We start from the raw sequence: 13421 nt of genomic DNA, 5'->3' as shown, positions 1-13421 counted from the left end.
CCAGTCCCGTGCCAACTGGCGGCCGCGTCAGATTTGCGCCAAGCCACCGTCAGTGAATAGCTCGCTGCCTGTCATGAAGCTGCTGTCCGACGATGCCAGGAAGGCCGCCGCAGCCGCCACATCCGATGGGTCGCCGACATGTCCGATCGGTGTCGTCGCGCCCATCTCGATCATGGCATCGCGCCCGACGACTTCGGCAGCCAGTTCCGTGAGCGTTGGGCCCGGCGACAACACATTGACGCGAATCCCCGTGCCCCGCAGATCCTGAGCCCAGCTACGCGCAAGGTTGCGGACGGCCGCTTTCGAGGCGCTGTAGACGCTGAACGCCGGCGTTCCCATGACGCCAGTGGTCGAGCCGGTCAGGATGACCGAACCGCCCTGCTCCATCAGCCTGATACCCTTCTGCACCGTGAAGATCGTACCCTTCACATTGACGTCGAGCGTGGCGTCGACATGGTCGGGCGTGATTTCGGACAACGGCGACAGCGCACCGGTACCCGCATTGGCGAACAAGATGTCGAGCTTGCCGTGCGCCTGCTTCACCGTGTCGTATAGCCGGTCCAGATCGTCGGCATCGGTAACCGATCCGGCGACCGCTCGCGCATTGGCGCCCAGCGTCCCCAACGCAGCGTCCAGCTTCTCCGCTCTGCGTCCGAACAGATAGACGAGCGCGCCCTCCGCGATGAACCGCTTCGCCGAAGCCATGCCGATCCCCGTGCCACCCCCGGTAATGACCGCGATTTTGCCTTCTAGTCTGTTCATACGTGCCTCCATCCATTGGTTGCACGAAACTGGCTACCTACCTACCTACCTAAGGACAAGTATGCACCTTTTGGTAAGTATTGAGAATGTCTGACACGGTTCCAGCCAACCATCTCGTCGAGCGCTCCATCGCGCCTGCCTTTACCTGCGGCCTCGACGCAACGCTCAAGGTGATCTCGGGCAAGTGGAAACCGCTGATCCTGTATTTCCTGCTGCGCGGACCGACCCGCTATGGGGAACTGAAGCGTGCCATACGTGACGTCAGTGACAAGGTGTTGATTCAGCAACTAAAGGAGCTCGAGGCGGACGGTATTCTATGCCGGAACGATTACAAGGAAGTTCCACCGCGGGTCGACTACGCCCTGACCCAGCTAGGTCAGAACCTTGCCCAGGCACTAGAGCCGCTATGCCAGTGGGGCACCGACAACATGGCGGAAATGCAGAAACTCTTCGCTGATCGCGATGGCTGGAGACGTGGGCGTAGCTGAATGCCTAGCGATCGGTTCAGTATTGCGTACGTCTGGCACGATGTCGCCAGGTAAGCTGACCCACGTGCCATGCAACAGACCTTCTCGACGCCTTAGACCTGCGCTTCGATGATGTTTATATAAAAGATTGGCCAGCGCTTGAAAGTCGGACAGAATCAAATCATGAAAGACGCTATTCAGAGGTTCGCAGTCCTGCAATAGTTCCGAGGCGATGTTCCGAAGCTGCGCCGGAACATGGCACTGAAGCCGCTGGCACTTTCATAGCCGACATCGAAGGCAACCGTCGTAATCGGCTTGCCGATTGCGATCAGCGACAATGCCTCCATCAATCGCGCCTGTTGGCGCCAAGTACCCAGTCCCGAACCAGTCTCCCGTCGAAAACTTCGGGTAAAGGTTCGGCGTCCCATGCCGGCGACCGCGGCCCAGTCGTCGACGTCCCGGATGTCCGACGGATTTTCGAGGATCGCGGTGCAGACGCGGAGGAGGCGGGGGTCGTTTGGCATGCGGATGTTCAACTGCGCATCGGGCATTCGGGCTATTTCTTCCAGCAACAGCATGACGATACGCCCTTCGCGACCACCGGGATCATATTCGGGGGGGAAGCGGCCCACCTCCAGGATCAGGGCGCGCAGGAAGTCGGAGACATCGAACACGCGGCATTCGCCGTGGCCCGGGCAGATATCGGGGCGAAGATACAGCGTCCGCAGCGACACCGCACCCCGGCAATTCACCTCGTGATCGGTGTCGACGGGCAGCCATACCGCGCGCTGCGGCGGAACGACGAAACTCCGTTCCGGCGTACGGACCGACATCACCCCTGCCGACGCATAGAGCAGCTGGACATGCCCATGGCGGTGCATCGTGTCGACGAAGCCAGCGGGATATTCATCCTGCAACGCCACGACAGGTCGGTCGACGGTGAGAACGTCCTGGCTGTGTTTCATGGCCCGTTCCCCACGAAAGACGATGATAGCCACATAAAGGGCCATGCGCCGCCCCGATGCAACGCCGGGGATGGGCCGCGGCCCATTTCGCATGGTCATCGGCCCGTTCGCCAAAGCGTTCCGCCCCCCATGTTTCTATGCCAGATCGGCAAACGGGCGCAGCCGGCAGCCGGCGCGCGGCAGGAGATGGACGCGTGCGTGACGAGGCGATGGTCGACACCAGGATCGACCCCAATATCCGCACCTTCATCGACCGGCTGAACGCCGGCTATGCAAGTCATGACGTGGCGACCGCGCGCACCGTTGCCGACCGCCGCCGCATCGCCGAGCTGGTCCGCGCCGAATGGCGGAGCGGCGGCCCGCAGATGGCGAGCACCCGCACGTTCGAACACAATGGCATCCGGATGCGGCTGCACCGTCCCACCGAGGCCGACGACCTGCCGGTGATGCTGTACGTCCATGGCGGCGGGTGGATGTTGTTCAGCATCGACACCCATGACCGGCTGATGCGCGAATATGCCGCGCGCGCCGGCATTGCCGTGCTGGGCATCGATTACAGCCTGTCCCCCGAAGCGAGATTCCCGACAGCGTTGCACGAAGTCGTCGCCGCTACCCGGTGGCTGGAACGCGAGGGCGCGGCGTGGGGACTGGACCCCACCACCATCCTGATCGGCGGCGATTCCGCCGGTGCGAACCTCTCAGTCGCCGCCTGCCTGATGCGACGCGATGCCGGGTTGCCGCCGCTGGCGGGAATGGTGTTGAATTATGGGGCGTTCGACCCCCTGCCCTGCCCCAGCTATGCGCGCTTCGACGGCCCCACCTATAATCTGGAAGTGCCGGAGATGGAGGCGTTCTGGCAGAATTACGTCGCCGATCCGGCGGAGCTGGCCGATCCGCTGGTAGCGCCGATCCGCGCGGCGCTGCACGACCTGCCGCCGGTCATGTTGGCGATCGCCGAATGCGACATCTTAGCCGATAGCAACCGCGCCTTTGCCGATCGCTTGGCCGATGCCGACGTCGCGGTGACGGCAACCGTCTACGCATCCGTCACCCACAGTTTCCTCGAAGCGGTGTCGATCGCCCCGGTTGCGGCGCAGGCGCTGGACGATCAGGCGCGCTGGATCACCGCAACGTTGCAGGCACGGCGGCCATGAGCTTCGTTCCGGCCGATCCCCATCACGCTGCGGCAATGCTCATCGACCACTATCCGCTGGCATGGGTCGTTTCGCCCCGGTTCAACGCCAGCCCTTTGCCGCTGCTGGCGGAATGCAGCGATAACGGCGCACTGGTGTCGCTATTGGGCCATTGCGGCCGCACCAATCCGCTGGTCGCCGACCTTACCGAGGACCCCAAGGGGGTGATCCTGTGCAACGGACCGTCAGGCTATATCGCACCGGCATTGGTCGCGACCGACGACTGGGCGCCGACATGGAACTTCGCGACGCTGCGGATTGAAGTCGATATCACGTTCGTGCCGGACGAGACCGAAAGCTCGGTCGAACGGCTGCTCGACCACATGGAGCGCGCCGCGCCCGAACGCTGGACGACCAGCGCATTGGGTGCGCGCCGGGACGCGCTGCTGTCGCGCATTGTCGCATTCCGCGCCAAGGTTCGTCATCTCGACGTCCGGTTCAAGCTGGGCCAGGACGAGCGACCCGCCATCCTCGACCAGATCGTCTCCGGCCATGCCGACCGGACGCTGGCCGCATGGATGGACCAATTCGGAAGGGAAGCGTGATGAAACTGTTCTTCGATTCCCGGCAGGCAGCCCACGCCCCGGCGCGCGAATTCCACAATGGCGGATGGACCCCTTACGCCGAAACGCCCGATCGCACGGCGCAGATCGTGGCTGCGATCGGCAACGTCACTGCGGCGCAAGACCATGGCCTTGCACCGATCGCAGCGGTTCACGACGGCCAGTATCTGACGTTCCTGCAGGAGGCATGGGCGGCGTGGGAGGCGGCCGGACGCGAGGGCGATGCGATCGGTTACACGTTCCCGGTGGTGCATCGCCGACGGCTGGACCTGACGCGTATCGACGCGCGTCTGGGTGCGTTCAGCATGGATGCGTCGACGCCGATCACGGCAGATAGCTGGGATGCCGCCTATTGGGGTGCGCAGAGTGCATTGAGTGCGGTCGATGCGGTGGCAGATGGCGCCCGCACCAGCTTCGCGCTGTGCCGGCCGCCGGGCCATCATGCCGGGGCCGATTATCTAGGGGGATATTGTTTCCTGAACAATGCCGCGATCGCCGCGCGCCATGCCGCCGCACGGGGGCTGGGGCCGGTTGCGGTGCTCGATGTCGATTATCACCATGGCAATGGGACGCAGGACATCTTCCTGCGCGACGACAGCGTGTTCTTCGCATCAATCCATGCCGATCCGCGAACCGACTATCCGTTCTACTGGGGGCATGCCGACGAACGGGGCGAAGGTGCCGGAGCGGGCACGACGCTGAACCTGCCGCTGCCGCGCGGCACCGACTGGGCGGCGTATCGCCCGGCGCTCGATACGGCGCTGGCGGCGATCGCAGAGTGGGGCGCAAAGATGCTGGTCGTGTCGTTCGGAGCCGACACCTATATCGACGACCCGATTTCGGGGTTCGCGTTGCAGACCGCCGATTTCACGACGATGGGACGACGGATCGCCGATGCCGGCCTGCCCTGCGCCATCGTCATGGAGGGCGGCTATGCAGTCGATGCGCTGGGCGTCAACGTCGCCGCGTTCCTTGCCGGGTTCACCGATTAGCGTCGCAACCGCGCCGGCCATCGCCGGCGCGGTGCCTGGTTACCGAGTCAGGTTGAAGCGCAGATTCGCCCCGATGGTGCGCGGACGCGTTACCGATCCGGCGAACGAGAATGGCGCGTTCAGGATGCCATACTCGTCGAACAAGTTCTTGACGAACACGCCCAGTTCGACGCCGTGTACGACATCGACGGCGGCGTTCAGGTCGACGAGGTTGTAATCGCCCTTTTCCAGTGCGGCGTTGAACGCGACCGGGGCGGCCGAGAGATAGCGGTGGGCGATGCCGAAGCGCGGATGCAGTCCAGTCTCGCGCAGATCGAACTGCAACTGGTTGGCAATCGTCCAGTCCGACGCGCCGGGCAACTGCGTGCCGCGCGCATAGCCGCCGCCAGGGGCGAAGCTGTCGGGCAACAGCGCCGACAACCGCGCATCGTTGTAGCCGACATTGCTGGTAAAGGTCAGCCATGGCGCCGGACGGAAATTCAGGCTGACCTCGACCCCGTCGATATCGGCACCCCCGCCATTGGTGGTGTAGGCCTGAAACGTGACGGGCACGAACAGCCGCGCCTGAATGTTGTTCCAGTCGATGTGATAGGCGGTGATGTCGATCGACATCTGTCCGGGCACCAGATCGAGCCGGGTGCCGATTTCGTAATTCTTCGTCTTATCGCTGGCGAAGGTCAGCGGCGTGTTCGGAACCGCGACCGAATAGACGTTGACGCCGCCGATGCGGAACCCTTCGGAATATAGTCCATAGACCATGAAACGGTTGGACGGCCGATATTTGACCGACAATTTCGGGATGAAACCCGACTCTTTCTGCTCGCCGGGCTGATAGTCGAACGGCGGGGTCAGCGCCGCGTTGGGCAGGAATTGCAGGCGCGGTTGCGACGTATATTGGAACACGCGGCCCCCGGCGGTCAGGGTCAGTTGGTCGGCGATGGTGTAGGACGCTTCGCCGAACAGCGCGATTTCCCGGACCGTGGCGTTGTTGATGGTGCGCTGGATCTCGTCGTCGGGGGCGATCACGCTGCTCGACTGACCGCCGAACTCGCCGGGATTGGCGTCGATATAGCTACCGATCCCCGCGAGCGAGACGAGGTCGGTGCTGTCGGAGCGCAACCGGGTATAGTTCGCCCCCAACAGCCAGTTGAACGGGCCGGCCGAGGGCGACGCGATCCGCAATTCGCCATAGGTCGTTTTCGACGTGCCGTCCGAACCCGACAGCTGCGCGGTCCCGGTACGCGGATCGATGCCGAGGAACACCGAATCGTCGAACACGGTCGTGTTCTTCTTTTGAACGTAGCTGCCGATCGCGGTCACGGTCGCGAAGTCCAGCGCCTGTTCCAGCTTCAGGCTGTGGAGCTGGAATTCGGTGTCCTGATTCTCGGGTACGTTGGTGTTGCGTTCGAACGTACGCGGATCGCTGCCGAACAGGACATAGGTCTGATCGGCCAGACGGTAGCGTTGGAGCATGCTCAGCGCCGACACCGTCGTCGTATCGGTCGGCGTCCATACCAGCGATCCCCGGACGCCGCGCACGCGCAGGTCGTTCGACCCGTCGACGCCGGTGCCGGTATTGTCGAGATAGCCCGCGTCATAGCGTTCGAACGCGACGACCCGCGCCGCCAACCGGTCACGGACGATCGGGATGTTGACCATCCCCTTGATCGCATAGCTGGCTTCGCCGGCGCGGCGCGTGCTGGACACCAAGCCCTCGCCGGCAGCGGCGTAAGCGGATGCGTCCGCCTCCTTGACGACATAGTTGATCGCACCGCCCAGCGAGGACGACCCGAACAGCGTCCCCTGCGGTCCACGCAATACTTCCACCTGCGCAAGATCGAACGCGTCGACGTCCGGGATGGCTAGCGGAAAGCCGGGTTCGACCAGCGGAATCTGGTTGAGGTAGTAGCCGGTCGTTGCCTGATTGGCCTCGTGATAGGTCGTCGAGGCGATGCCGCGGATGACGACTTCGGAAATGCCCGGTTGATAATCGTTGAACACGACGCCGGGGACGCGGGTGATATAGTCGGACAGGCTCTGGGCGTTCAGGTCCTGCAGCGACTTTTCGGTCAAGGCCGATACCGATCCGGCCAGTTCGCGCAGCGGTTCGGCGCGCTTGGTCGCGGTGACGACGATCTCTTCGGACGGATCGTCCGTCGTTGCCGTCTGTGCGGCGGACGGCAGGGCCATGGTCAGCGCGAACGCGCCTGCCCCACTTGCCAGCGTCGCCCGAAGTCCCCGTCCGATCATGGTCGCCTCCCACAAAGCCCCGATATCGTTACGCTATCAGGTTCGCAGCGGCCCACGCCGCACGCCGGGTCATTATCTTTTCCGATCGGGCCATCCTGCGATGGATCGGATGGCAGGGACGCCAGCGCGCGATAGGATATGTCGATCGCTACGGGAGACCACCATGACGCCGACCCCTTCGCCCAACCGGCGTACGTTCCTGAGCGGCGTCGCCGCGATTGCGACGGCCGTGGCGACGGGCGGCGCGGGCGCGACGGACCGCGCGGGACAGTGGCCCCGGATCGCGCCGCCGGTGCTGCCACGGATTCCCCACGCTATCCGGCAACTGGGGCGGGTGCGCGATGATCCCTATGCCTGGATTAGATATATTCCGAAGACCGGTAGCCGGACGCGCGAGACGCTGCCGCCGATGATCGCACGGGCAATCGCGGCCGAGGCGGATTATGCGGCAAAGGTCCTTGCGCCGCTTGCGGCGGACCGGGCCGATCTGCTGGCGGCGATGCGCGCGCGCAGCGGCGACGGGATCGCCGCGCCGCCGCTGCCATCGGGGCCATGGCTGTATGCGAGCCGGGTGCCGGCGGGGCAAAGTCATGTCGTCCATTACCGTATCGGCGCCGATGGCCGCGAACAGGTGCTGCTCGACGAAGGAGCACGGGCGAAGGGCCATTCCTATTACCGCACGACCGGGCATCAACCGAGCCCGGACCATCGCTATTTCGCATGGGCCGAAGATATCGTCGGTAACGATCGTCACCGGCTGTGCATCCTCGATACCCGGACCGGCCAGGTGACCATTCCGGTCGCCACTGATGCCTATGGCTATGGCGGGCTGACCTTCGCGCCGTCTTCGACATGGCTGTTCTGGATCTGGCGCGATGCCCGAAACCGGCCGACGCGGCTGTATCGCACGCCAGTGGAGGGGGGTGCGGCGGTGCTGGTATATGAGGAGAGCGATCCCGCGATCTTCATGGCGGTGGCACGGACGGCGGCCGACGGGTTCGTGCGGTTGACGCTGTCCGGACCGTCGACCGGCGAAGTGCGGTTGATCGGCGGCGGCAGCGGCGAAACGGCACCCGCCCGTCTGGTCCGGGCACGGCGCGATGGCGTCAGCTACGACATCGACGAATGGGCCGGCGGGTTGGTAATGCTGACCAACGAGGGCGGCGCGTTCGACCGCAAGGTGCTGAAACTGGACCGCACGACGATGGCCGACGGGGCAACGCTCGTGCCGCATCGGCCGGGGACGCCGATCGTGGCGCTGTTGCCGTTCGCGGGGGGGCTGGTCCGTCTGGAGCGCATCGACGGGCTGCACCGACTGGTCGTCCAGACAACCGACGGCCGCGAACGACCGGTCGTGTTCGACGGCGTGGCCTATGCGATCGAACTGGTGGGCGGACAGGATTACCGGGCCGGGAGCGTGCGGATCGTGCAGGAATCCCCTGTACAACCCCGCCGCTGGATCGATGTGACGCTTAGCACCGGAGCGATGCGGGAAGTTGCCGCCGAACGGCTGCGCGATTTCGATCCCGATCGATACGCGGTCGAACGGCTGACGGCGACGACGGCGGACGGCACTGCGGTTCCGATCACGTTGGTTTCGCGCAAGGATATGCCGCGTGACGGCAGCACGCCGCTGCTGCTCTATGGATATGGCGCATATGGTATCGCCAGCGACCCGGTCTTCTCGCTGCCCGTCACGGTCCTGATCGATCGCGGATGGCGCTATGCTATCGCGCATGTCCGTGGCGGGTCCGAACGGGGGCAGCGGTGGTTCGAAGGCGGACGACGCTTCACCAAGCGTAATTCGATGACCGATTTCGTTACCTGTGGAGAAGCACTCTGCAACCTAGGCTACAGCACGGCGGGGCGTGTCGTCGCCTATGGCCTGTCTGCTGGCGGGTTGCTGGTCGGTGGTGCGATGAACCTCGCACCGACCCTTTGGGCCGGGGTAATCGCCAAGGTTCCCTTCGTCGACATGCTCAACACGATGAGCGATGCCGACCATCCGCTCGTGCCGTTGTTCCGCCCAGACTGGGGCGATCCGCTGTCGGACCCCCGAGCCTATGACAATATCGCGTCGATCTCGCCGTATGAGAATGTTCACTCTGCACCCTATCCTCCCCTGTTATGTACCGCCGGGTTGAAGGACGACCGTGTCGCCTATTGGGAACCGGCAAAGCTGGTGGCAGAAGTGCGCCATCGTTCGACCAGCGGCAATCCGGCAGTGCTGGTTCTCGACGAGAATGCCGGACATCAATCGAGTGGGAACCGGGACGCCGAGTTCTCAGAATCGGCCCTGTTTTGGGCATTTGCGATACGCTACTCCCAGTCATAACGGCAGGTATCAGTACCGGCAGATCACCGATGTTGTAGTACTATACAAATCAACGATCGAGGAGGTGAAGGCGCTGGTATACCAACATAGGGATATTAAGCGCACTGGCTTCGGCGTACGAAACATCGATTTTCTACAAAGCGACAGCCATTTTCCGCACCGTTCGAATCTTTCTTAGCAGTGCGGAGACTGACAGAACAGTTCGTTACTCGGACGTCGATGTATTGGATGATTTGAAGCTTGCCGAGCGAAGGAGGCTTAGAAAAAGAAGACTCAGTTTTAGTCGTTCAGCGCCACTCCAGTGCTATCCCCGAAACGAACGTTGGTTCAGGTTAGCAGGTTCAGTCGCGGCCGTTTAGGACGTCCTACCTATCCTGTCTTGCGCTCGCGTGCGGATCCAGTCCGCTACCTCCGACATCGCTGCCAGCGATGCGTTTTCTTCGGCTGTCGCGTCGCCGTGGTTTATGATGGAGACCAGGCGCGAGAAGGGGAAGTCAGGCTGCGGCCGCTCAACCAGCCTGACCTCGTCGCCTGCGGCCAGTTTTCCGGTCTGCAGCACTCGGTAGTACCACCCCGCGCGACCGGATCTGACCATGGCTTTCGGCAGCCGGTTGTCGTTGAAGCGAAGCGCCAGCTTGAAGCATGGTTGCCGCGGCTGACAGACCTGCAACAGCGCGCTCCCAATCCTATGCACGTCTCCGACTCGGATTTGCTCCTCATTCAAGCCGTCGATGGTCAGGTTTTCACCAAAGGCGCCTGGGACGAGGCGATCGGCGTGTTCCGGGTACTCTGACCGCCAGGCAGCGTAATGCTCACTGGCGTAACCATAGACGGCCTTCTCTGGTCCGCCGTGAACCGTAAGGTCAGCTTGCGCATCGCCCAACAGCCCAAGAGCATCCAGCCCTACGCGGTGGTCGATTTGAAGCTTGATGAAGCCGCTGGGAACACCGTTGGGACCGAGCGGAGCTACCCGGCCGACTTGCACTGAGCGAAGGGAGATCGTCATTGCTGATCTGTAGAGCTTGCCAGCCCCCGCCACCAGACCGGCCGCGATCTGATGGCCTTCTGCTCGGGACGACTGTAACATGCTCGACCCAGATGCGGTCATTCAGCGGCCCAATCGCATTGCCCGAAACCCACCTTTCGTTCATTTCACCAGCGAACAGCCAAATGATCACATTTGGGACAAACCCGTCATCCCCACCCGTCTCTCCAAATGTCGGCTTCCGACAAGAGCCGACATTCGCGCGCTCGGCCACCTTGCCCATTTAACGAGCAAGGCTAGGCCGTTTGCGGCTTGACAGCCTTCAGGTGCCACTCCGCAGAAATGCTGCAAAACCCGCTGATTCAACGGCTTCAGGTCGCCGTCAGCTGTCAGGCCGATCTGCGTTGCCCGCTTTCCTTAACGCAATTTCGACGGTGGTTTGAGACGCCCAGGAACTTTGAAGACAATCAAGTGGCGGGTGAGGTCACCGCCGTCCGGAACGTAAGCGCTGTGCCAGAAACATTCCTCAAGACTTGGCACCGGTCCCGTCCGATCGACGACTTCGAGCACGCCCAAAAACCCCAGGCGTACGTTGGACGCCTGATAGCTTGTCGCCTGCGCGCGGTAACGGTTCGCCACCTCTCGGGAGAGGTGGCCGTCATGCTTCTTGAGTTCGATGATGAATGTCGGTCCGCCGAAACTGACGCGTAAGTCGGTGCGGCCAGTCGCAACCCCGCGCACTTCGGACAGGACATCCGAGCCGGTCATATTGCCGACCAAAAATTCGCGCAGATCGAGTTGGAGATCGCTCTCGCTGGGATGTTCGGCACGCAAATATTCGCCTCGCGTGCCGAGGTCTCGAATCTCTGCGTTCTGCCGATCGCTGCAAAATACCAGTAGTTGCAGCAGCACAGCGTCGAACGCCTCACGCACGGCACCCTCGTACTCGGTGCTCGCCGATAGGGCCGCACGGAGGGTCGCCAGCGTCCGCTGCATCACCGGATTGGCAACCGCCTGCGGACGCATCGCATAGTCGACTAGCGCCTGCTCAACCGACCGCACCATCGTTTCGGGAAGCTGCTCGAGAGCGGAGCCGGCGGGGAGAATGCGCGCGAGCAGCGGATATTTTTCATTCTCCCCGGCTTTTCCCGGCCCGGCACCCGATTGATGGTTTACATCGAGCCTAGCGCGCAGTTCTTCAGCAATCGCACGCTGCGGATCGGGCCACGCGGCTTCGGCCAGGAGATCGTCGAGATGGGCGGCAAGCCCACGCTCGCGCACGAACGACGCTTCGATCCGCGGCCGCAGAAGCGATCGCAGCCCGTCGCCATGGGCGATCGTGCAGCGCGCGTTGTAGATGGCGAGAATTTGATCCAGCGTTGCCGCCGCATGGACCCAGCTCGGACGCGCGAGGTTGCCAGCCGCATAACGCAGCCTGCGAGCAAGCTCGAACCATTCAAGATCCTCATCGAGGCGAGGCGCGAGCCATGCTGCCACGCCGCCGCCGTGCAGCACGGCTGCCCGCTCGCGCCCCGCTGTCATGAGGTCGCAGAGAGCATCCTCCATCTCACCGGCGTCTAAGTTGGCCGCAAAGCCTGTGACAAGGTCAATAGCCGATCGGTAAGCCCGCGCATCCGCCCGCTCGTCATCGACCTGGGCGGCGCGCTCGAAGTATAGGCGCGCGGTTTCCAGGCCGGCGAGGATCGTCGCCATGTCAGCACCGTCGAGCGCGCGCGCAAGGTGAGCGAGGCCGAGCTCGAAAGCTGCCTCGCCCTCGGCTTCCTCATTGTCGAGCAGGCGGCGCAGCATCGAGAGCAGATCGTCGCCGCCCCAGAGGTGAAAGGCCGCGCCGCCAATCTTGGCGACATGCCGGGCATAAGTGCCCGGCGCATCGCTCGCGACATCGGCGAGCTCGAGCAGGGGCCGGTGTCGGCTGACTTCGCCTTCGAGCGCTAGGCGGAACAGGCCTTCCAGCGCATAGGCGGCGATCAGCGCCTCGCGGTCGGTTGTGCGCTCCTGAACCCGGCGCGTTAGGATCGTCACGAGCGCCCGCGCCATGGCCGCGCGCAATGAGGCGCTACGGAGCAGCCGGTCGATAGCATCGCGAAAAGATTGCGGATCGCGGGCGCTTTCGAAGCCACCGATGAGGAAATCGTGGAGTCTCCCACGCTCGGCGTCAGACCCCGCGGCCACCATATCGGCGAGGATGTCGAGGATCGGCGCGGCGTGGAGTCGGTCGGCGTCGGCGAGGATGTCGTCCACGCCGCCGAGGTCCGCGATCCTGACCGTCTGGCTCTCGGCGAGCCGCGCCTCGAGGAGCGCGAGCGGGCTCATGCCGGGCAGCGCGATGGCGCAGGCGTCACCATAAATAATCGTCGCCCATTGCCGACCGGCACCATTGTTCGCCGAGTTGCGCTACGATCGCTCTCGCATTGGCGCTGCCGATGATGATTTGCAGGCCCTCGGTTTCCTGCGCGATCGTCTGAAGCTCGCAGAGGACCGCGGTCAGGTCGTTGGGACTCACCTCTTCGGCCGCCGGGGAATCGACGATCAGAAGACCGGGATGACGGCCCAGCCCCCTTTCCTGCCCGACGCGAAGCAGGGCGACGGCAGTGGCGATGCGCAGCCGCAGCCGCTCGCCGGCTGTAACAGCGCTGAAGGTTGTCGGTTCGCCACCCTTGGTCAGCCGCAACGACGCATTGGTGTTGAGGTTGACCTCTTCGAGCATCGGCACACCTAGCTGCCGCGCCAGCGCGAGAATCTCGGTATTCAGCCGATCGAGTGAGCTGCCCCCTTCTGAGTGGTCCATCGACTATGATAGTCTGGATCAAGGAAGGGACGACGAATGTCTTCGAAGAAGCACAAGCCCTGGGAGATCATCGGGAAGCTACGTGAAGTGGAGATCATGC

At 63.5% G+C, this 13421-nt stretch carries 11 protein-coding genes; 5 read left to right on the top strand and 6 right to left on the bottom strand.

All coding sequences use genetic code 11. The features are described from left to right. Positions 1-27: 27 nt before the first annotated feature. Positions 28-762: an SDR family NAD(P)-dependent oxidoreductase gene (locus MF610_RS14840; RefSeq protein WP_242199292.1), complete on the bottom strand. Its 735-nt coding sequence runs from the start codon at positions 760-762 to the stop codon at positions 28-30. A gap of 86 nt (positions 763-848) precedes the next feature. Here MF610_RS14840 and MF610_RS14835 point away from each other — a divergent pair, with 86 nt between their 5' ends. After that, positions 849-1250, top strand: a complete 402-nt coding sequence (locus tag MF610_RS14835) for a winged helix-turn-helix transcriptional regulator (RefSeq protein WP_242199290.1) — start codon at positions 849-851, stop codon at positions 1248-1250. A 176-nt stretch (positions 1251-1426) separates the two neighbouring features. Here MF610_RS14835 and MF610_RS14830 read toward each other — a convergent pair whose 3' ends face one another. Further along, positions 1427-2239: an AraC family transcriptional regulator gene (locus MF610_RS14830; protein ID WP_242199287.1), complete on the bottom strand. Its 813-nt coding sequence runs from the start codon at positions 2237-2239 to the stop codon at positions 1427-1429. Positions 2240-2388: 149 nt separating this feature from the next. Between MF610_RS14830 and MF610_RS14825 the strand changes: the two genes are divergently transcribed. The 3 genes from MF610_RS14825 to MF610_RS14815 are packed head-to-tail and all read left to right on the top strand — an operon-like array spanning position 2389 to position 4942. Continuing rightward, the gene (locus MF610_RS14825; protein WP_242199284.1) at positions 2389-3348 is read left to right on the top strand and encodes an alpha/beta hydrolase fold domain-containing protein; all 960 of its coding nucleotides are present in this window, start codon (positions 2389-2391) and stop codon (positions 3346-3348) included. Next, positions 3345-3932, top strand: coding sequence for an FMN-binding negative transcriptional regulator (locus MF610_RS14820; protein ID WP_242199267.1), 588 nt, complete (start codon positions 3345-3347; stop codon positions 3930-3932). Before MF610_RS14825 ends, MF610_RS14820 begins: the two co-directional genes overlap by 4 nt. Next, positions 3932-4942, top strand: a complete 1011-nt coding sequence (locus MF610_RS14815; RefSeq protein WP_242199264.1) for a histone deacetylase family protein — start codon at positions 3932-3934, stop codon at positions 4940-4942. Before MF610_RS14820 ends, MF610_RS14815 begins: the two co-directional genes overlap by 1 nt. A gap of 39 nt (positions 4943-4981) precedes the next feature. Here MF610_RS14815 and MF610_RS14810 read toward each other — a convergent pair whose 3' ends face one another. After that, positions 4982-7192 (bottom strand): TonB-dependent receptor, encoded by a 2211-nt coding sequence (locus MF610_RS14810; RefSeq protein ID WP_242199253.1) that lies wholly within the window; start codon positions 7190-7192, stop codon positions 4982-4984. A gap of 163 nt (positions 7193-7355) precedes the next feature. On the opposite strand from MF610_RS14810, the gene MF610_RS14805 reads away from it, so the two are divergent. Further along, positions 7356-9527, top strand: a complete 2172-nt coding sequence (locus tag MF610_RS14805; protein ID WP_242199249.1) for a prolyl oligopeptidase family serine peptidase — start codon at positions 7356-7358, stop codon at positions 9525-9527. A gap of 355 nt (positions 9528-9882) precedes the next feature. On the opposite strand, the gene MF610_RS14800 is transcribed toward MF610_RS14805, so the two are convergent. From MF610_RS14800 to MF610_RS14790, 3 genes are all read right to left on the bottom strand, one after another. Further along, complete coding sequence (locus MF610_RS14800; protein WP_242199246.1) at positions 9883-10533, bottom strand: MOSC domain-containing protein; 651 nt, start codon at positions 10531-10533, stop codon at positions 9883-9885. 396 nt (positions 10534-10929) lie between these two features. Continuing rightward, positions 10930-12846 carry a hypothetical protein gene (locus tag MF610_RS14795; RefSeq protein ID WP_242199243.1) on the bottom strand — a complete coding sequence of 639 codons (1917 nt, stop codon included), beginning with the start codon at positions 12844-12846 and terminating at the stop codon, positions 10930-10932. 25 nt (positions 12847-12871) lie between these two features. Beyond that, complete coding sequence (locus tag MF610_RS14790) at positions 12872-13321, bottom strand: hypothetical protein (protein ID WP_242199241.1); 450 nt, start codon at positions 13319-13321, stop codon at positions 12872-12874. Positions 13322-13421: the final 100 nt, after the last annotated feature.

The organism is Sphingomonas hankookensis, from assembly GCF_022664465.1.
Taxonomy (GTDB): Bacteria; Pseudomonadota; Alphaproteobacteria; order Sphingomonadales; family Sphingomonadaceae; genus Sphingomonas; species Sphingomonas hankookensis.
This window is presented reverse-complemented; position numbering and strand designations above follow the sequence as displayed.